Origin of the sequence: Dactylosporangium sp. NPDC000244 (assembly GCF_040300725.1) — a bacterium.
GTDB lineage: Bacteria > Actinomycetota > Actinomycetes > Mycobacteriales > Micromonosporaceae > Dactylosporangium.
Genome location: NZ_JBEPEH010000039.1, coordinates 56,697 through 76,130 on the forward strand (window position 1 = coordinate 56,697; position 19,434 = coordinate 76,130).

The window sequence follows — 19,434 nt, forward strand, 5'->3', positions numbered from 1 at the left end:
CGGGGCGCTGTGCAATTCTGGAGCACATGAAGGGGGTGCCGCGGCCCGCGACCGGACCGATCGACGCGTATGTCGACGGCCTCGCCGCCGCGCTGCGCGGACCCGGGCGCATGCGCGCGGAGATGATCACCGAGGCCCGGCACAGTCTCGAGGACGCCGCCGACGCGCACGCCGACGCGGGCCTCGGCGCCGCGGAGGCGGAGCGCGTCGCCGTGGCCGAGTTCGGGACGCTGGACGAGGTCGCGCCCGCCTATCAGGCCGAGCTCGCCGCGCAGCAGGGGCGGCGGGCCGCGACCTGGATCGCGCTGGCGCTGCCGCTCGTGAACGTGCTCGCGCCGCTCATGTGGTGGGACAGCCCGTGGAGCGTCCAGGAGCACGCCTCGCACCTCTACTGGGTGCTCGTCGACCACTTCAAGTACACGTCGTTCGTGGCCGCCGGCGTCGCCGCGCTCGTGGTGCTCGGGTTCTCGTGGGGGAGCCGGTATCTGCGCGACGGCGTGCGGTACACCCGGCTCGTCGGGCTCGGGGCGATGACCTTCCTCGGGCCGCACGCGCTGCTCGGGGCGGCCGTGTTCGGGCTCAGCATCTACCAGTGGCCGGCCGCGGCGACCTGGCCGCCGGTGATCCTCGGGATGGCGGGGAACCTCGCCGCCTTCGGCTATGCGGGGCTCATGTCGGTGCGCTGCTTCCAGTTCGCGGTGCACGCGCGCGCCGCGGTCGCCGCCTGACGAGCCTGCGACCGGGGTCAGGCGAGCGGGGTCAGGCGAGCGGGGCCTAGGAGGCGGGCGCCGGCGGCGGCATCAGGACCGCGCCGATCGTCGAGGTGAACTCCTGCCAGGCCGAGCGCTCCTCGGTCAGCACCTTGCGGCCCGCGTTGGTCAGGCGGTAGGTCCGGCGCTCGCGGCCGCCCACCGTCGACCAGGCGCTCTCCACGTAGCCCGCGCGCTCGAGGCGGCGCAGGGCCGGATAGACGGTGCCGGTGGGGAGGGTCAGGGAGCCGCCGCTGCGCTCCTGGAGGGCCTCGATGATCGCGTAGCCGTGGCGGGGTTCGCCGTCGAGCACCGCGAGCAGGAGTGCGTCGAGGTGCCCCCGTAGCGCGTCCGCCTTCATGTGTAGCGAGTCTACGGGTTCGGGTCCCGGCGCGCCACGGCAGGGGTTTAGGGATCGTGACCTTGGGCAGGACCGCTGCACGAAAACGTTTCTGGGGGGATCTGGTGGGAACGGCATGAGGCGGCGGGCCGAAACCGCGCGGGATGTCGATCTGCAATGGCCCACGGGGCTGGGGATCGCGCTGGCGATGGCGTCCGGGCGGGGACTGGCCTACCGGCGGGGCGTGCCCCGGCCCGTGGTGGCGGCCCCGCGGTGGAGCGCCGCGGGGCGGGCGGCGGAGTCCGCCGTCGACGCCGGGGCCGTGGCCCGGTGGCTCACGGGACAGTTGCCGGCCGGGCGGTACCACGGCCTCGTCATCGGCTCGCCCCACGGCGCGGCACTGCATCTGGCCGCGGCGCTCGGGGTGCCGTGGCTGCCCGCGGGGTTCGAGCTGGCCACGCCGGACGTGGCGGTGCGGGAGCGGAGCACGGGCAGTACCGCCGCCGACAACACGGCCGCGGCGAAGGCGGGCGAGCGCGGCGCGCGGGCGGTCCTCGCCGCGAACCCGGACGTCGCGGTGCGGCAGGTCTACGACCCGGTGTGGCGCGGATGGTCCACGGCGGCGGCCGCGTACTCGGTGGTGCGCTGGCAGCGCCTGCCCGGCGCCTACCGGGACTGGATCGCGGAGCGGCTGCGCCCGGGCGCGCCGGTCATCGTGACCCGCGACGTCGGGCGCTGGACGACCGTGGCGGGCCCGCCGGGGTACGCCTTCCAGCTCGGCAGCCGCGCCTCGGGCCTGGCCCCGGAGGACTACCTCGACCGGCGCGACGCCGCGGTGCTCGGGGAGCGGCCGGTCGACAGCGACTGCGAGCGCAGCGTCGACCGCGGGCTCGTCGAGGACCTGCGCCGGTTCGCGGCCGCGCACGGCCACCCCGTGCGCCAGGTGCTCTACCGGCACCCGGACGTGCTCAGCGGGGCCGTCGCCGACCTGTACCGCGACTGGCTGCGCGCGGGCCACCGCACCGGCAACCGGCTGGTGGTCGAGTGCGGGCGGCTGCTGGACCCGTGGCACGTGGTGCGGGCGGGGCTGGTGCCGTACTGGTGCGAGCACCCCCTGCGCGCCGCCGTCCGCGCGGTCTCGTGGTGGCTGGCCGGCAGCGAGCCGTTCACCGCCGTCGACGTGCTGCCCGAGCCGCCCGGCGTGACGCTGCCGACCACCGCGCCGCTGGCCGAGTGGGAGGCGGTCGCGGGGTTCGCGACCCGGCACGGGCAGGTCGACCCGCGGTGCGCGCGGGCCTACCCGTCCGGCGCCGTCCCCGCCCACCACGCGACCCAGGTGCTGCGCGCCCAGCCGCCGGACCTGCCGTATCTGCCGTTCCTGGAGGCCGAGTCCGCGCTCGTCGGGCTCGCCGAGCGCGGACAGACCGACGGCCTGCTGGTGCTCTAGCCACTCGGCCAACGTGTGCGAGGGGGTTTGGGTGGAGCGGAGCTCCCCCATGGGGAGCGACCGAAGGGAGCGCGGCAGCTTCAGGCGGTGGCGTCCTCGGACTTCTCCTTGTTCTTCTGCACCTTGCTGATGACGTCGTGCAGGGGCTTCGTGCCGCTGCCGACCACCACGCCGGTGATGATCGCGTCGATCCACACCGGGATGCCCTGCCAGCCGTCGCCCGCGATGGAGTGCAGCAGGTAGAGCCCGCCGGACGCGGAGGCGACGGTGGCCAGGGCGACGGCGATGCCCCACGAGATCAGGCCCCGGTTCGCGCGGCCCCGGTCCACCATGGACTTCGCGTGCGCGACCTGGACGAGGTCGTCGAGGGTGGCGTCGTGGTACTTGTTCGCCATGTTCGCCACCGCCTTCTCCAGCTCACCCTTGGCGTGCTGGCCGGGCATGAACCGGGCGAAGGGCTCGAGCACGCGCTCGACCGCGGTGGCGAACGCGAACAGCACCCCGAACAGGGCGGTCGCGTCCGGCAGGTGGATCTCGTCGGCGTTGACGCCGAAGTGGTACAGCGCCCAGGACCCGGCCCCGCCCGCCGCGACGAGCCCGAACGCGACGATCAGCGAGCCGATGCTGGCCGGCTGGGTGGCGACCGCGGCGGCCTCGCTGCCGGGCGCGGCCGGGGGCGTGTCGGGCCCGACGGCGACCGCGGCGCCGGCCACCTCCCCGGGGACTCCGGGAACCCCGGGCACCCCGCCCGACGCGGCGGTCGGCTGGGCCGGGATGCGCTGGGTGACGTCCTGGTCCGGCGGGACGGCCAGGTTCTGCGGTGCGACCGTGGCGGCGGCCACGACCCGGTTGCTGGAGGTGCCGAGGACGACATTGCGTCGGACCAGTGCCATGCGCGAGAGGCTAGCGCTCGTCGATGGCCCGGATCATCCTGGGGACGGCGACCCGACAGGCGGGGCCGGCGCCGGGGTCTCGGGCGGGAAACGGCTCAGCGCGAACGGGCCGAGGTCGACGGCGGCGTGCACGAGCACCGGCAGGAGCAGGCTGCCGGTGAACACGTACAGCACCGTCGCGCACGCCCCGAAGACCGAGGTGCCGACGATGCCGGGCAGCCCCTGGTACAGGTGGCCGAGGCCGAAGAACAGGCTCACGAGCGCGCCCGCGACCCAGACGTTCAGGTGCAGCCCGCCGACCGCGCCGGCCAGGAACGCGCCCCGGAACACCAGCTCCTCGCAGATGCCCGCGGTGAACGCGGTGCCGGCGCCCCACAGCCGCTCCCGGCCGGTGCGGGGGAGCAGGAACGCGACCTGGGGCGGGACGGCGGCGAGGCGGTGGCGCAGGAACCGGTCCCGGGCCCAGACCACCCCGGCGAAGAGCGCGAAGACGCCCAGCGCCAGCGCGATTCCGCCCGGGCCGGGCAGCCGCAGGCCGTAGTCGTCCGGGTCCACGCCGGGGCCGAACGCCACCGGGAGCAGGGCCACGGCGCTCAGCAGCCACCAGCTCAGGATGTACCGCCGATGGAACCGGATCCGGCCGTCGGGCCGCGACTCGATCTCGGCCCGGCGGCGCGCCACGGTGCCGGGCGAGCGCGCGATGCGCACCACGAACCAGGCCGCGAGCAGCGCGAGCACGGCCGCGCCCGCGGGGCCGAAGCGGGGGTCGATCCAGGGGGTCACGGGGCAATGATGACAGCGAAAGGGCCGTCGCCTCGTCCTCGCGGACGGGCGGCGGCCCCGGTGAACGCTTGAGCTGCCCTGTTGTTGCTGGTGCTGGTGCTGCTGCTGGAGCTAGGCCGAGGCCGAGGGGTTCGCGGAGGCCGGGCTCGAGGTGCTCGGCGAGGCGACGGTGGTGTCGGCCGGCGGCGGCAGTGCGCTGCCCTTGACGTACTCGTCCCAGGACTTGTCCCAGTCGGTCCAGCCGTTGCCCCAGGCGAGCTTGCGGGTCGTGTTCTTCACGATCACGACGTCGCCGATCTTGGTCAGGTTGTAGAGGTACTTCGCGTTCGACTCCGACACGTTGGTGCACCCGTGCGACACGTTGCGCTTGCCCTGGTCGCCCACCGACCACGGGGCGGAGTGGATGTACTCCCCGCCGCTGGTCATGCGCTGCGTCCAGTAGACGGTCTCGCGGTACGGGTCGTCGGGGTCGGTGCCGACGAACAGCTCGGACTGGTTCTTGTCCATGACCACCATGTTCCCGGAGGACGAGGGGGTCTTGGCCTTGCCGAGGCTGACCGGCATCGTCTTGATGACCGTGCCGTTCTGCTCCACCGTCATCTGGTGGGTCTTGTCGTCGGTCGTCATGACGATCTTGTCACCGATGCTGAACGTGCTCGTGACGTCCTTGGTGCCCCAGCCGGTCTTGGTGAGCTGGAGCCCGCCGACGGCGAGCCGGACGGTGATCTTGGTGCCGGCCTGCCAGTACTCCTTCGGGCGGTAGTGGACCTCGCCGCCGTTGAACCAGTACCAGGTGCCGACCTGCGGCGGCGTGCTGGTGACGATCAGCCGCTTCTGCACCGAGGCCCGCATCTCCTGCGGGACGCTGGAGCCGAACCGCACGACGACGGGCATGCCCACGCCGTACGTCTTGTTGTCCGCGACAGCCGTGGAGACGTTGACCGTCTTGCCGGGCTTCGCCATGGTCGTGAACGTGATCTTCTTGCCGGCGGTGTCGCCGGCCGAGGTCACGGTGGCCGAGTATTGCGTGCCGTACTTGAGCTGGGCCCCGGGCACCCACGCCGTCCCGTCGGCGTTGAGCCCGCCGTTCACCGCGGCACCGGAGGCGTCCGTCAGCGTCACCTGGGCGTTGGAGCCCGGGGGAGCCTGCAGGGACAGCTCGGTCGCGGTGGAGACGTTGCTCGCACCGTCGTCGGGAGCGGCGAAGGCCGCCTTGGGCTGCTCGGCGGCGGACGCGGAAGCCGAGGGGCCGCCGGCACTGCTGTCAGCGCCGGTCCATTTCGGTTTCGGCGAATCGTCGTTGCTGCATCCCGCAGCCAGAACGACGACGCTCGTGAGCGCGGCGATCGTGGCCAGTGCGCGTGCGGAGACTCCCATGTCCACACCTCCTTCGTTGGGCTAGAGCATGCACCGGTTACCGCACCGGTGTATCCCGTGTTAGTGCCACTGGTTCACAGTTCCGCGAACTATGTGGTGGCGGGCGATCTTGCCGTGCATCATCGTAGGAAGTAACGGATGGCGAGGGCCACCCGCTCGTTGGACGTCTTCCGGACTGCCACAGGTTGCGTGACAGTTCGGTAACGACCGCTCGAGCGTCCGCTCCGTGGGATTTGTCACGATCCCGCGCGGTAGGTTTCCGGCCCGTACGCACGGTACGTTGTCTCGCAACATACGCGGCGGGCGCGCTCGGCATGCGGTACGGACTCGAGTACCGAGCATGCAACTTGCGCCCGCTCTTCGCGTACACTGGCGAGACCGCTCCTCAGGGCCGACGTTGTCCCGACTTGCACTCGATGACGTCAGGAGGCCCGATGGTGTATCCCGGACCGCAGCAGCAGGGTCTGTACGACCCGGCTTTCGAGCACGACGCCTGCGGGGTCGCCTTCGTCGCCGACATCCACGGCCGCAGGTCCCACGACGTCGTGTTCAAGGGGCTCTCGGCGCTGCGCCGGATGGACCACCGTGGCGCCCGCGGGGCCGAGCCGAACACCGGCGACGGCGCGGGCATCATGATCCAGATCCCGGACGCGTTCCTGCGTGAGGTCGTGCCGTTCCCGCTGCCCCCCGCCGGGCAGTACGCGACCGGCCTGGCCTTCCTGCCCACCGACGACGACGCGGCCGCGCGCGCCCAGCGGGTGCTGGAGAAGTACGCGCTGGTCGAGGGCGCCCAGGTGCTCGGCTGGCGCGACGTGCCGGTCGACGCGAGCGACCTCGGGGCCACCGCCCTGGCCGCGATGCCCCGCATCCGCCAGGTGTTCGTGAGCGCGGAGCGGCTCGGCGCGCCCGGCACCGTGCTCGAGGCCCTGGAGCTCGACCGGGTCGTCTACTGCGTGCGCAAGCAGACCGAGCGGGAGACCCGGGAGCGGGGGATCCAGCTGTACCTCCCGTCGCTGTCGTCCCGCACGATCACCTACAAGGGCATGCTCACCCCGGACCAGGTCGTGTCCTTCTTCCCCGACCTGTCCGACGAGCGGGTGGCCTCGGCCATCGCGCTGGTGCACTCGCGCTTCTCGACGAACACGTTCCCGAGCTGGGAGCTTTCCCACCCGTACCGCATCATCGCCCACAACGGCGAGATCAACACGATCCGCGGCAACCGCAACTGGATGGCCGCCCGCGAGGCGCTGCTGGCCAGCGAGAACCTGCCCGGCAACATCCGCCGGCTGTTCCCGATCTGCACGCCGGAGGCGTCGGACTCGGCGAACTTCGACGAGGTCCTCGAGCTGCTGCACCTGGCCGGGCGGAGCCTGCCGCACGCGGTGCTCATGATGATCCCGGAGGCGTGGGAGAACGACCCGCGGATGGACCCGCTGCGCCGGGCCTTCTACCGCTTCCACGCCTGCCTGATGGAGCCGTGGGACGGCCCCGCCAGCGTCGCGTTCACCGACGGCACCGTGGTCGGCGCCGTGCTCGACCGCAACGGCCTGCGCCCGGGCCGCTGGTGGCAGACCAGCGACGGCCTGGTCGTGCTGGCCAGCGAGGCCGGCGTGCTCGACATCGACCCGGCCACCATCGTCGCCAAGGGCCGGTCGGCCCCCGGCAAGATGCTGCTGGTCGACACCGCGGCGGGCCGCATCCGCACCGACGACGAGGTCAAGGCCGAGCTGGCCGCGGCCGAGCCGTACGAGGAGTGGCTGCACGCCGGGCTCATGGACCTCGACCAGCTGCCCGAGCGCGAGCACGTCGTCTACACGCACGACTCCGTGCAGCGGCGGCAGCAGACGTTCGGGTACACCGAGGAGGAGCTCAAGATCCTCATCGGCCCGATGGCCCGGGCCGGCGCCGAGCCGCTGGGCTCGATGGGCACCGACACCCCCGTCGCCGTGCTCTCGACCCGCCCGCGGCTGATGTACGACTACTTCACCCAGCTCTTCGCCCAGGTCACCAACCCGCCGCTGGACGCGATCCGCGAGGAGCTGGTCACCAGCGTCGCGGCCACCATCGGCCCCGAGGGCAACCTGCTGCGCCCCGGCCCGGCGTCGTGCCGGCAGATCGCGCTGCCGTACCCGGTCATCGACAACGACGACCTGGCCAAGCTCCTGCACATCGACGAGGACGGCGACCTGCCCGGCTTCAAGGCCGTGCGGGTGTCGGGCCTCTACCCCGTGCGCGACGGCGCCACCGGCATCAAGCGCCGGCTGGTCGAGATCATGCGCGGCGTCTCCGAGGCCATCGAGGACGGCGTGCGCATCCTGGTGCTCTCCGACCGCGACTCCACCGTCGACCTCGCCCCGATCCCGTCGCTGCTGCTCACCGCGGCGGTGCACCAGCACCTGGTCCGGGAGCAGACCCGCACCCAGGTCTCGCTGGTGGTCGAGTCCGGCGACTGCCGCGAGGTGCACCACGTCGCGCTGCTGTCCGGCTTCGGCGCCTCCGCGGTGAACCCGTACCTCGCCTTCGAGAGCGTCGAGGACCTCATCAACACCGGCGCGCTCGCGAACGTCGACCCGGACACCGCGGTCCACAACTACGTCAAGGCGCTCGGCAAGGGCGTCCTGAAGATCATGTCCAAGATGGGCATCTCGACCGTCTCGTCGTACTGCGGCGCCCAGGTCTTCGAGGCCGTCGGGCTCGACCCGCGGCTCGTCGAGCGGTACTTCACCGGCACCCCGAGCAAGATCGGCGGCATCGGCCTGGCCGAGGTCCACGCGGAGATCGCCGCCCGGCACGCCCGCGCCTACCCGGCCAACGAGGCCGAGCGGGCGCACCGGCGGCTCGAGGTCGGCGGCGAGTACCAGTGGCGCCGTGAGGGCGAGCTGCACCTGTTCAACCCGGAGACCGTCTTCCTGCTCCAGCACGCGACGCGCTCGCGGCAGTACGACGTCTTCCAGCGCTACACCGCGCGGGTCGACGAGCTGGCGGGCCAGGCGGGATCGCTGCGTGGCCTCTTCGAGCTGCGCACGGGCGTGCGTCCGGCGGTGCCGATCGACGAGGTGGAGCCGGCCGCGGAGATCGTCAAGCGCTTCGCGACGGGCGCCATGTCGTACGGCTCCATCTCGGCCGAGGCGCACGAGACGCTCGCGATCGCCATGAACAACATCGGCGGCAAGTCGAACACCGGCGAGGGCGGCGAGGAGGTCGACCGCCTGCACGACCCGCGCCGGCGCTCGGCCGTCAAGCAGATCGCCAGCGGCCGCTTCGGCGTCACCACCGAATACCTGGTCAACGCCGACGACCTGCAGATCAAGATGGCCCAGGGCGCCAAGCCGGGCGAGGGCGGGCAGCTGCCGGGCAACAAGGTGTGGCCCTGGATCGCCAAGACCCGCCACGCCACCGCCGGCGTCGGGCTCATCTCGCCGCCGCCGCACCACGACATCTACTCCATCGAGGACCTCGCCCAGCTGGTCTTCGACCTCAAGAACGTCAACCCGTCGGCGCGCGTGCACGTGAAGCTCGTGTCCGAGGTCGGCGTCGGCACCGTGGCCGCCGGCGTGGCCAAGACGAAGGCCGACGTCATCCTGATCTCCGGCCATGACGGTGGTACGGGTGCGTCGCCCCTGAACTCCCTCAAGCACGCCGGCACGCCGTGGGAGCTGGGCCTGGCCGAGACGCAGCAGACCCTGCTGCTGTCGGGGCTGCGGGACCGGGTCAGCGTGCAGGTCGACGGGCAGCTCAAAACCGGCCGGGACGTGGTCGTCGCGGCGCTGCTCGGCGCCGAGGAGTTCGGCTTCGCCACCGCGCCGCTCATCGTCTCCGGCTGCATCATGATGCGCGTCTGCCACCTCGACACGTGCCCGGTGGGCATCGCGACGCAGAACCCGGCGCTGCGCAAGCGGTTCACCGGCACCCCGGAGTTCGTCGAGAACTTCTTCTGGTTCCTGGCCGAGGAGGTGCGCTCCTACCTCGGCGAGCTCGGCTTCCGGACCCTGGACGAGGCGATCGGCCACACCGAGCTGCTCGACGTGCGCCCGGCGATCGACCACTGGAAGGCCGGCGGGCTCGACCTGACCCCGTTGCTGCACGTGCCGCCGATGGACGACGACGCGGCCCGGCGGCAGACCACCAAGCAGGACCACCGGCTCGAGCGGGCGCTGGACAACCAGCTCATCGCCGCGGTGTCCCCGGCGCTGGACGCCGGCGAGGCGGTCACGCTCGAGGTCACGGTGCGCAACGAGCACCGCTCGGTCGGCGCGATGCTCGGCGGCGAGGTCGTGCGGCGGGTCGGCGGGGCCGGCCTGCCCGACGACACCGTGCACATCACGCTGCGGGGCGTGGCCGGGCAGTCCTTCGGCGCCTTCGTCCCCCGCGGGGTCACCCTGCGGCTGGTGGGCGAGGCCAACGACTACGTCGGCAAGGGCCTCTCCGGCGGGCGGCTCATCGTGCGCCCGGACGAGCGCGCGCCGTTCGTCGCCGAGGAGCAGACGATCGGCGGCAACACGGTGCTGTACGGCGCGACCGCGGGCAAGCTGTTCATGCGCGGCCGGGCCGGGGAGCGGTTCGCGGTGCGCAACTCCGGCGCGCTCGCGGTCGTCGAGGGCGTGGGCGACCACGGGTGCGAGTACATGACCGGCGGCACCGTGGTCGTGCTCGGCACCACCGGGCGCAACTTCGCCGCGGGCATGTCCGGCGGCGTGGCGTACGTGTTCAACCTCGACCGGAACCTGGTCAACGCGGAGCTGGTCGACCTGCGGCCGGTCAGCGACCCCGAGAAGCTGCGGGCGTACATCGCCGAGCACCACGCCGAGACCGGCTCGGCGGTCGCGGAGCGGATGCTGGCCGGCTGGGGCACCGCGGTGGCGCAGTTCACCGAGGTCATGCCGCGCGACTACGAGCGCGCGATGGAGGCGATACGGGCCGCCGAGGCTGCCGGCCGCGACGTGGATGCGGCTGTCATGGAGGTGGCACGTGCCTGACCCGAACGGTTTCCTGAAGCACGAGCGGCGGCTGCCGGCCCGCCGGCCGGTTCCGGTGCGGCTGCAGGACTGGCGCGAGGTCTACCCGCCCGCGACCGACGAGCTGATCCGGGAGCAGGCCAGCCGCTGCATGGACTGCGGCATCCCGTTCTGCCACGACGGCTGCCCGCTGGGCAACCGCATCCCGGACTGGAACGACCTGGTCCGGGGCGGCGACTGGGACTTCGCGATCGAGGCCCTGCACGCGACGAACAACTTCCCGGAGTTCACCGGGCGGCTGTGCCCGGCCCCGTGCGAGGCGGCCTGCGTGCTGTCCATCGCCGGCGGCCAGGCGGTCACGATCAAGCAGGTCGAGGTCGAGATCATCAACCGCGCGGTGGCGGCCGGCCGGATCACCCCGCGCCCGGCGCCCGAGCGCTCGGGCAAGAGCGTGGGTGTGGTCGGCTCCGGTCCGGCCGGGCTCGCCGCCGCGCAGCAGCTGGCCCGGGCCGGGCACGACGTCGTGGTGTACGAGCGCGACGACGCCCTCGGCGGGCTCCTGCGCTACGGCATCCCGGACTTCAAGCTCGAGAAGGAGCACATCGAGCGCCGGCTCGAGCAGCTGACCGCGGAGGGGGTGCAGTTCCGCACCGGCGTCCACGTCGGCGTCACGGTCTCCGTGGACGAGCTGCGCGCCTCGCACGACGCGCTGCTGCTGGCCTGCGGCGCGCTGGCCGGCCGCGACACGCCCGAGACGCCCGGCCGCGAACTGCGGGGCGTGCACATGGCGATGGAGCACCTGGTCGAGTCGAACCGCGTCGTCGCCGGCAGGCAGCCGTCGGCCGCGATCACGGCCGAGGGCAAGCACGTCGTCATCATCGGCGGCGGCGACACCGCGGCCGACTGCCTGGGCGTCGCGCACCGGCAGGGCGCGGCGTCGGTGTTGCAGCTGGACCAGTACCCGACGCCGCCGGACCAGCGCGACGAGTCCCGCGACCCGTGGCCGACCTGGCCCTGGATCCTGCGTAACTACCCGGCCCACGAGGAGGGCGGCGAGCGCGCCTTCGCCGTCGCCGTGACCTCGTTCGAGGGCGACGCCGAGGGCAACCTCACCGCGGTGCGCATCGCCGAGGTCAAGGTGTCCAGAGTGGACGGCCGCCGTATCGTGAGCGTCGTGGAGGGGACCGAGCGGGAGTACCCGGCCGACCTCGTGCTGCTCGCGATCGGCTTCGAGGGCACCGAGGAGGGTCCGCTGCTGACCAACCTCGGCCTGACCCGCAACCGGCGCGGCGGCATCGACACCGACGCCACGTGGCAGAGCAAGGCGCCCGGCGTCTTCATCGCGGGCGACATGCACCGCGGCGCCTCGCTGATCGTGTGGGCCATCGCCGAGGGCCGCGCGGCGGCGGCGTCGATCCACGCGTACCTGGGCGGCGACGGCACCCTGCCCTCGCCGGTCGAGCCTTCCGCGGTGGCCCTGTCGGCCTGAGGTGCTAATCGGGTGCGGGCTTCTTCGGGAGCCCGCGCCCGGGTACCCCTCGGCCATGAAACGGGCTTCATGGGGTCTGGCCGTCGCGATCTGCTGCTGGTTCCCCGCGCAGACGGCCCTCGCGAACGGCAGCTTCGCCTCGGACCTGAACATCGCCATCCGCGTCGCCGAGCACTACTGGGGCGCGAAGATCGTGGGCTTCCGCCCGATCACGAAGATCATCCCGTACGTCGTCGACGGCCAGATCTCCTGCGGGACCCAGCCGATCCCGGCCCAGAACGCGGCCTACTGCCCGATCGGCGACTTCATCGCCTACGACCGCAACTGGTCGGAGCAGGTCTACAACGACATGGGCGACGCGTTCGTGTTCTACCTCCTCGGCCACGAGTACGGCCACGGCATCCAGCAGCGCCTCGGCATCCAGTACCAGTTCACGATCTACCAGGAGCTGCAGGCCGACTGCTTCGCCGGCGCCATGATCGGCGACTCGATCCGCACCGGCGACCTGACGCTGGACACCGGCGACCTGGACGAGCTGAAGGCGGGCCTGATCTCGGTCGGCGACCCTCCGGACGAGCCGTGGTTCAAGGAGGGCGCCCACGGCTCGCCGCAACAGCGGGAGTCGTCGTTCTTCGGCGGGTACGACCACGGCCTGGACTCCTGTGACGTGCACAGGGGCAGCCTGACGTCGACCACTCCGCCGGCGTTCCCGTCGCTGCCGGCACCGGCACCGGCACCGAGTTTTCCTGGCACGCGCAACCCGTTCCCGGGCTGGACCAACCCCCTGCCGGGCCCGACCACCCCGACGTGGCCCTTCTTCCCGTAGCCGTTCGCGTCTTTTGTGGCGGTTTGAGTCTTGTTCGGTACGGCGGCTTCGGGGTCGCCGCGCACCGGGACGCTCCGTTACGGTCATCGGGTTCGATGCGCATCGTGGCGGGGAGGGCGCGGTGGGTGAACCGGGGTTCGTGGTGGACCCGGGCGCGGTCCACGCGTTCGGGCGCGACTTCCAGCACGATCTGGACGTGCACCTGTCGGCGGAGAAGGTGCGGGCCCTGCACCTCTTCGCGGCCACGCCGGTGTTCGGCACCAGGGCGGTGAACAAGGACGTTCAGCAGGCCGCGACGGACTACGTCAAGCGGTTGCAGGAGCTGTTCGATCTCATGGAGGTCCTGCTGTACAACGGCTCGGTGATGGCGCAGGCGGCCCACGAGATCGCCGAGGCGTACGAGTCCGCCGATTCGCTCACCGCCGATCAAGTGTCCAAGGCGCTGGGCAATGCCAGAGCCGCGGTGACCGCGGACGCCGACGCCGTGGACCCGAGAACGGGCAGGCCGGTCTGATGGCGGAGACGTACCGGGACTTCAATCTGCCGGATCTGTGGAACATCGTGCGGGACGAGGACCCGGAGTCCGGTTTCACGCACGTGAGCACGTTGAATCGGCTGCGGACGGCGTTGGAGCAGCAGCGTGACAATCTCCGTGTGCACCGGGACCAGCTGACCGACGGCTGGCCTCCGAGCCGCAGCGAAGCCGCTTGGGCGTTCGCCGGGCGCATCAACGACATGATCGATGTGATGACCCAGACCGCGGACGCGGCGAACCTGATGGCCATCGGCGTCGACGAGGCGTACGCGGCCGTGCGGGAGGTCCGGCGTCAGCTCGAGTCGATGATGGCGCAGTACTCGCGGGCCACCGGACAGGGACTGCTGGCCGGCGGTGCGAAACATGCCGAGCTGGACCAGCGGGGACGCGATGTGGTGATCGCCGCCGATGCCAGGATCGTGGGCGCCGCCGAGAAGATCAACGCAGCGGTGCCGCAGTACCGGCGGTTCGACGAGGTCGGAGCGAGGATTCTGCGCGACCAGGATGCCGACGGTGGCGGATCAACCCAGTCGACTGGGCGGCAACGCGGGATCGGCAATGGCCCGCTGCAATCGCCGGTGTTCGATCCGCCGTCACCCGGCGATGGATTGACGCTGGCCGAGCAGCCGGAGCGTCCCGGCGGCACGTCCGGGGACGGCACACGTGTGGGCGTTCCCGCGGGCCCGGTCGGGGTGATCGGCGGCGCGCCCGGGAGCGGAAAACCCGCACCCGCGACACCCGGTGGCGTTGCCATCCGCCCGGGCGTGCTGGCACCGGGCGGTGTGATCAGCGCACCACGTCCGGGCGGCGCGGCGGTGGGTCAGCCGGCCGTTCCGATGCCGGGTGGTGCCGTCCCCCGAGCGGGTGCCTCGCAGGCGGCCCGAACCCGGCCGGCGACGAGTTCCGCCGCGCCCGCTGAACCGCTCGGGAGCAGTAGCACGGTCGGCGGCTATCGCGACCGCTCCTACGAGGAGTACACGAAGCGCCGGCGTTCGAGGCCGAGCGTGGACGGCGACGAACTGTGGGGGGTGGACGAAGGCGTGCCACCGGTCCTCGAGGCGCCTCCCGAACGCCGTCACGATCCCGGGCCGGGTGTGGTGGGGATCGACCGTTGATCGCCGGGATCCGCCGGGCCGGGGTCTGCGTGCTGGCAGGCGTCGTCATGGTGCTGGCCGGCGTGCGCCCGGCCGCGGCCGACAACATCCGGGATCGGGAATGGCACCTCGGGGCCCTGCGTATCCCGGAGGCGCACCAGATCAGCCAGGGCGAAGGCGTGGTGGTCGGGCTGCCGGACACCGGAGTCGACACGAAGCACGCCGAGCTCGACGGGGCGCTCCTACCGGGCAAGGGCTTCGGGGAGGGCAACGGCGACTTCGACGGACGGGGCGACTTCATCGGCCATGGAACCGCGATGGCCGGGCTGATCGCGGGGCGGGGACTTCCCGGAAACGGGGGAGTGCTGGGAATCGCGCCCAAGGCCATGATTCTGCCCCTGCAGACGTTGCGCAATGAGAACGGCAGTGGGAACGCCGCGTACCTTGCCGCGGGAATCGACTGGGCGGTGGAACACGACGCAAAGGTCATCTGCATCGCCGGCGGCACCGGCAGGGACTCGAGGGTGCGGGCGGCCGTCGAGCGCGCGCTTCGGTCGGACGTCGTGGTGGTCGCCGCGGTCGGCAACACCTCGACCGAGCACGCAGTGTCCTTCCCCGCGAACATTCCGGGCGTCCTCGCGGTCGGCGGGACGGATCGCGACGGGAACCACGCCTCGATCTCGGTGACCGGCCCGGAGATCATGATTGTCGCGCCGGCCGTCGACATCGTCTCGACGAGATTGTCCGGCGAGTACGCGTCGGCCACGGGGACGAGCGACGCGACGGCGATTGTTGCCGGCGTTGTCGCGCTGGTCCGGGCCAGGTATCCCAAGCTCTCCGGCGCCGAGGTGGTGCACCGCATCACCGCCACGGCGGTCGACAAGGGCAAGCCCGGCCGTGACGACGAGTTCGGGTTCGGCATCGTCGATCCCGTCGCCGCGCTCACCGCCGACGTCGGGCCGGTCGCCGGCTCCCCGGCGGCGTCCCCGGGCACCGCTACGCCAGGCAAGCATGAGCCGGGTGGGAGCGGCGTGACGTGGGCACTGGCCGGGGGTGGTGTGGCGCTGCTGGTGGCCGTGATGGTCGTGGTATGGAGGCGGCGCCGGGCGCGACGCTGATCACCTCCGGCAGTGGGTGTGGCGATCACCCTTGGCGGGTAAGGCGCGCAGAATGCGGGATTCGGTCTTTGACACGCTCTTGCCGCTGGGGATCGCGCTCGGGTCCGCGCTCCTGGCGTTGCTCGCGGTACACGTCGTGCACAAGATTCTGGTGCGCGTCGGGCGGCAGTCGTCGCTCGTCACCGAGCTGGCGCAGCGCGCGCATCGGCCCACGCAGTGGGTCCTGGTGTTGTGCGCGGTCTACTTCGCCGTTCGCGCCAACGCCGACGGGGCCTCGTGGCGGCACACGTTTCTGCACGCCGATCAGCTGGTCATCATCGCGGCGGCGGCTTGGCTGCTCGCCGCGCTGCTCGTGGTCGCCGAGGATGCGGCGCTGTCGCGGGTCAACACCGAGGTGCCCGACAACCGTACGGCTCGGCGCGTCCACACCCAGGTGGTCATGATCCGGCGGGTGACGGTCGCGGTCGTGGCCGTGCTCGCGGTCGCCGTGATGCTCATGACGTTTCCGGGGGCGCGGCTCCTCGGCACGAGCGTGCTGGCCAGCGCGGGGTTCCTGGGCATCATCGCCGGTCTCGCGGCGCAGAGCGTCCTGCGCAACGTGTTCGCGGGGCTGCAGCTCGCGTTCTCCGACGCCGTACGGCTCGGCGACGTCGTCATCGTCGAGCAGGAGTGGGGGCGGGTGCAGGAGATCACGCTGTCCTACGTCGTCGTGCACGTGTGGGACGACCGGCGGCTCATCCTCCCGACGTCCTACTTCACCGAGAAGCCGTTCGAGAACTGGACCCGGACGAGCTCGGCACTGCTGGGGGCCGTGATGTTCGACGTGGACTGGTGGCTGCCGGTGCCGGAGATGCGTGAGGAACTGCGCCGGGCGCTGGAGTCCACGGACCTGTGGGACGGGCGGGTGTCGGTGCTGCAGGTGATCGAGGCCACCGGCAGCGCCATGCAGCTGCGCGCGCTCGTGAGCGCCGCCGACGCGCCGAAGCTGTGGGATCTGCGCTGCTTCGTGCGCGAGCACCTCGTGGGCTGGCTGCGCGACACGCACCCGGACGCGCTGCCGCGGGTCCGCGCGGAGATGACCTCGGCGATGCCGCTGCACGCGACGCTCACGGGGCAGACGCTCACCACCGACGGCGACTCGCGCGTGTTCAGCCACAGCGTCGACGGCCGGGCGCGGGCCGAGGCGTTCACCGGGCGGGAGCCGTAGCCACCCGCGTCGCCACGAGCCCGGCGAGCACGGCGGCCATCACCGGCAGCGCGTACTGCCCGAAGAAGCCCGCACCCAGCACCAGGATTGCCGCCGCGTACGTGAGCCAGGCCAGGCGGCGGGGCAGGTGCAGCGCCTGCAGCGCGACCAGGAGTACCGCGACCGGGATCGAGACCGGCAGGAGCGCGATTTCGGGGTCCTCCAGCACGACGGCCAGGCCCGCGCCCAGCGCCGCCGCCGATGCGAAGACGAAGAAGTGACCGTAGCCCCACACGAAGGCCTGGCGCTTGCCGGTGAGGCGGTGGTGGACCGGGCGCTCGAAGTACAGCCACCAGAACGCGAACACGATGACCAGCCCGGCGCCGGCCACCCACCACAGGCGCCCGGCCGCGAAGCCGCCCTGCACCGCCAGGGTGGTCGACAGGACGACCTCCCCGAGCACGATGATGAACAGCAGCCCGTAGCGCTCGGCGATGTGGTGCGGGTGCCACGGCGTCGGCCAGGGCCGCTCGGCCCACACCGGCACCGACAGCTCGGCCGCCGCCATCACCACGAACAGCAGGGTGTGCGTGGTGCCGTGGGTGAACAGCAGCAGGCCCCACCCGACCATGCACGCGCTCACCCCGGCGGCCATGCGCAGGGCGGTGCGCCGGACCTCGGCGGTGCCGCGGGCGGCGCGCAGCCACTGGGTCGTGAGCCCGATGCGCATGATCACATAACCGAGCGTGACCACGCGCAGGTCGCCCTCGAAGGCGTCGGCGACGCCGGCGGCCAGGACGAGTACCCCCGCGATCTGCAGCAAAGCCGTCAGCCGATAGGGGACGTCGTCGGTGTCGAACGCGGAGGCGAACCAGGTGAAGTTCATCCACGCCCACCACACGGCGAAGAACGTCATGAGGAACCCGGCGATGCCGTGCGCCACGTGGTGCTCCGCCACCGAGTGGTGCAGCAGCTGCCCCAGCCGGGCGATGGCGACCACGAAGCACAGGTCGAACAGCAGCTCGAGCGGGGTGGCGACGCGGTGTGCCTCGTGGGTGTCGCGGGCGCGCATGGGTCGCCGCCACTGGGGGAGGGTGGACATCGGACCAGTATCGAGCAAAGGCCGGGTGACCGGAGTCTCAACTGATGGCTCCGGGCCGGGGCAGCGGATACGCGCCGTGAACGAGGGGCTAGCCTCAAGGGCGTGACTCGACGCGCCAAAATCGTCTGTACGCTCGGCCCGGCCACGTCGTCGGCCGAGCGGCTCCGTGGCCTAGTCGACGCCGGGATGGACGTCGCGCGGCTCAACTTCAGCCACGGTAGCCACGAGGACCACGCCTCGGTGTTCAACCTTGTTCGGGAGGCCGCCACCGCCGCCGGCCGCCCCGTGGGCATCCTCGCGGACCTCCAGGGTCCGAAGATCCGTCTCGGCCGCTTCGCAGACGGACCGCACGAGTGGGCGGCCGGTTACACGGCCGTCATCACCAGTGACGACATTCTCGGCACCGCCGACCGGGTGTCCTGCACGTACAAGAAACTTCCGCAGGAGGTCAAGGCCGGCGACCGGCTGCTCATCGACGACGGCAAGGTCGCCGTCGAGGTGACCGAGGTCAACGGCAACGACATCACCGTCCTCGTGACCGAGGGCGGCATGGTGTCCAACAACAAGGGCGTCTCGCTGCCGAACGTGGCCGTGAGCGTGCCCGCGCTGTCGGACAAGGACGCCGAGGACCTGCGCTTCGCGCTGCGCCTCGGTGCCGACTGGATCGCGCTGTCCTTCGTGCGCTCGCCGGACGACATCAAGCTCGTCCATGAGATCATGGAGGAGGAGGGCATCCGCCGCCCGGTGCTCGCGAAGGTCGAGAAGCCCGAGGCGGTCGCCGCCCTCGAGGCCATCGTCAACGCCTTCGACGGCGTCATGGTCGCCCGCGGCGACCTGGGCGTGGAGATGCCGCTGGAGCAGGTGCCGCTCGTGCAGAAGCGCGCGGTGCAGCTCTGCCGCGAGCAGGCCAAGCCGGTCATCGTCGCGACCCAGATGCTCGACTCGATGATCGAGAACGCGCGGCCGACCCGCGCGGAGGCCTCCGACGTGGCCAACGCGGTCCTCGACGGCGCCGACGCCGTCATGCTGTCGGGGGAGACGAGTGTCGGGAAGTACCCCATCCTGACCGTCTCCACGATGGCGCGGATCGTCGCCACCACCGAGGGCGGGGCGCTGACCGTGCCGCGCCTGCAGCACGACCCTCGCACCCGGGGCGGCGCGCTGACCTCGGCCGCGTCCAACATCGCGCGCAACATCGGCGCGAAGGCGCTCGTGGCCTTCTCGCAGACCGGCGACACCGTGCGCCGGCTGGCCCGCCTGCACTGCGAGCTGCCGCTGCTGGCGTTCACCCCGGAGCCCACGGTCCGCAACCAGCTCACCCTCAGCTGGGGCGTGCAGACCTTCGACGTGCCGTTCGTGGAGCACACGGACGAGATGTTCGAGCAGGTGGACATCGCCCTCGTCGGGCTGCCGTGGCTCTCGCCCGGCGACGACGTGGTCATCGTGGCGGGCTCGCCCCCCGGAACCCCGGGATCGACGAACACCCTCCGCGTGCATCAGCTGGGAGCACTCTCACAGTAAAAAGTTCGGGCGAGCTGCG

The 19,434-nt window shown here is 72.0% G+C and carries 15 protein-coding genes; 10 read left to right on the forward strand and 5 right to left on the reverse strand.

Annotated elements, in window-relative coordinates; all coding sequences use genetic code 11:
• Positions 1-26 precede the first annotated feature (26 nt).
• A complete protein-coding gene (locus ABT369_RS43310) occupies positions 27-728 on the forward strand; it encodes a permease prefix domain 1-containing protein (RefSeq protein WP_350621785.1) in 702 nt (233 codons plus the stop codon).
• A 46-nt stretch (positions 729-774) separates the two neighbouring features.
• On the opposite strand, the gene ABT369_RS43315 is transcribed toward ABT369_RS43310, so the two are convergent.
• Positions 775-1,110, reverse strand: a complete 336-nt coding sequence (locus tag ABT369_RS43315) for a PadR family transcriptional regulator (protein WP_350621787.1) — start codon at positions 1,108-1,110, stop codon at positions 775-777.
• Between the two features lie 115 nt (positions 1,111-1,225).
• On the opposite strand from ABT369_RS43315, the gene ABT369_RS43320 reads away from it, so the two are divergent.
• On the forward strand, positions 1,226-2,536 hold the full coding sequence (locus tag ABT369_RS43320; protein ID WP_350621790.1) for a hypothetical protein: 1,311 nt from the start codon (positions 1,226-1,228) through the stop codon (positions 2,534-2,536).
• A gap of 80 nt (positions 2,537-2,616) precedes the next feature.
• On the opposite strand, the gene ABT369_RS43325 is transcribed toward ABT369_RS43320, so the two are convergent.
• From ABT369_RS43325 to ABT369_RS43335, 3 genes are all read right to left on the reverse strand, one after another.
• Positions 2,617-3,429, reverse strand: a complete 813-nt coding sequence (locus tag ABT369_RS43325; protein ID WP_350621793.1) for a hypothetical protein — start codon at positions 3,427-3,429, stop codon at positions 2,617-2,619.
• 33 nt (positions 3,430-3,462) lie between these two features.
• Complete coding sequence (locus tag ABT369_RS43330; RefSeq protein ID WP_350621795.1) at positions 3,463-4,212, reverse strand: CPBP family intramembrane glutamic endopeptidase; 750 nt, start codon at positions 4,210-4,212, stop codon at positions 3,463-3,465.
• Positions 4,213-4,323: 111 nt separating this feature from the next.
• Entirely contained in the window at positions 4,324-5,589 is a 1,266-nt protein-coding gene (locus tag ABT369_RS43335) for a L,D-transpeptidase (RefSeq protein WP_350621798.1), read from the reverse strand.
• Between the two features lie 434 nt (positions 5,590-6,023).
• Here ABT369_RS43335 and gltB point away from each other — a divergent pair, with 434 nt between their 5' ends.
• The 7 genes from gltB to ABT369_RS43370 all read left to right on the forward strand — a co-directional run bounded on the left by gltB (position 6,024) and on the right by ABT369_RS43370 (position 16,813).
• Positions 6,024-10,565: a glutamate synthase large subunit gene (gltB, locus tag ABT369_RS43340; protein WP_350621801.1), complete on the forward strand. Its 4,542-nt coding sequence runs from the start codon at positions 6,024-6,026 to the stop codon at positions 10,563-10,565.
• Positions 10,558-12,033 carry a glutamate synthase subunit beta gene (locus tag ABT369_RS43345; protein ID WP_350621803.1) on the forward strand — a complete coding sequence of 492 codons (1,476 nt, stop codon included), beginning with the start codon at positions 10,558-10,560 and terminating at the stop codon, positions 12,031-12,033. The genes gltB and ABT369_RS43345 overlap by 8 nt, the downstream gene beginning before the upstream one ends.
• A gap of 55 nt (positions 12,034-12,088) precedes the next feature.
• Positions 12,089-12,859 (forward strand): neutral zinc metallopeptidase, encoded by a 771-nt coding sequence (locus ABT369_RS43350; protein ID WP_350621806.1) that lies wholly within the window; start codon positions 12,089-12,091, stop codon positions 12,857-12,859.
• Positions 12,860-12,980: 121 nt separating this feature from the next.
• On the forward strand, positions 12,981-13,373 hold the full coding sequence (locus tag ABT369_RS43355; RefSeq protein ID WP_350621809.1) for a hypothetical protein: 393 nt from the start codon (positions 12,981-12,983) through the stop codon (positions 13,371-13,373).
• The gene (locus ABT369_RS43360) at positions 13,373-14,509 is read left to right on the forward strand and encodes a hypothetical protein (RefSeq protein ID WP_350621812.1); all 1,137 of its coding nucleotides are present in this window, start codon (positions 13,373-13,375) and stop codon (positions 14,507-14,509) included. The genes ABT369_RS43355 and ABT369_RS43360 overlap by 1 nt, the downstream gene beginning before the upstream one ends.
• Positions 14,506-15,606: a S8 family serine peptidase gene (locus ABT369_RS43365; RefSeq protein WP_350621814.1), complete on the forward strand. Its 1,101-nt coding sequence runs from the start codon at positions 14,506-14,508 to the stop codon at positions 15,604-15,606. The genes ABT369_RS43360 and ABT369_RS43365 overlap by 4 nt, the downstream gene beginning before the upstream one ends.
• A gap of 52 nt (positions 15,607-15,658) precedes the next feature.
• Positions 15,659-16,813, forward strand: a complete 1,155-nt coding sequence (locus ABT369_RS43370; protein WP_350621817.1) for a mechanosensitive ion channel family protein — start codon at positions 15,659-15,661, stop codon at positions 16,811-16,813.
• On the opposite strand, the gene ABT369_RS43375 is transcribed toward ABT369_RS43370, so the two are convergent.
• Positions 16,794-17,894: a low temperature requirement protein A gene (locus ABT369_RS43375; RefSeq protein WP_350621820.1), complete on the reverse strand. Its 1,101-nt coding sequence runs from the start codon at positions 17,892-17,894 to the stop codon at positions 16,794-16,796. The two genes, ABT369_RS43370 and ABT369_RS43375, sit on opposite strands and share 20 nt — an antisense overlap.
• Positions 17,895-17,996: 102 nt before the next feature.
• Here ABT369_RS43375 and pyk point away from each other — a divergent pair, with 102 nt between their 5' ends.
• A complete protein-coding gene (gene pyk / locus ABT369_RS43380) occupies positions 17,997-19,415 on the forward strand; it encodes a pyruvate kinase (RefSeq protein WP_350621822.1) in 1,419 nt (472 codons plus the stop codon).
• The last annotated feature ends 19 nt before the right edge of the window (positions 19,416-19,434 follow it).

Coding starts and splice junctions, on each gene's coding strand:
- ABT369_RS43310 (WP_350621785.1), top strand. CDS start 27: ATGAAGGGGGTGCCGCGGCCCGCGACCGGACCGATCGACGCGTATGTC.
- ABT369_RS43315 (WP_350621787.1), bottom strand. CDS start 1,110: ATGAAGGCGGACGCGCTACGGGGGCACCTCGACGCACTCCTGCTCGCG.
- ABT369_RS43320 (WP_350621790.1), top strand. CDS start 1,226: ATGAGGCGGCGGGCCGAAACCGCGCGGGATGTCGATCTGCAATGGCCC.
- ABT369_RS43325 (WP_350621793.1), bottom strand. CDS start 3,429: ATGGCACTGGTCCGACGCAATGTCGTCCTCGGCACCTCCAGCAACCGG.
- ABT369_RS43335 (WP_350621798.1), bottom strand. CDS start 5,589: ATGGGAGTCTCCGCACGCGCACTGGCCACGATCGCCGCGCTCACGAGC.
- gltB (WP_350621801.1), top strand. CDS start 6,024: ATGGTGTATCCCGGACCGCAGCAGCAGGGTCTGTACGACCCGGCTTTC.
- ABT369_RS43350 (WP_350621806.1), top strand. CDS start 12,089: ATGAAACGGGCTTCATGGGGTCTGGCCGTCGCGATCTGCTGCTGGTTC.
- ABT369_RS43360 (WP_350621812.1), top strand. CDS start 13,373: ATGGCGGAGACGTACCGGGACTTCAATCTGCCGGATCTGTGGAACATC.
- ABT369_RS43370 (WP_350621817.1), top strand. CDS start 15,659: ATGCGGGATTCGGTCTTTGACACGCTCTTGCCGCTGGGGATCGCGCTC.
- ABT369_RS43375 (WP_350621820.1), bottom strand. CDS start 17,894: ATGTCCACCCTCCCCCAGTGGCGGCGACCCATGCGCGCCCGCGACACC.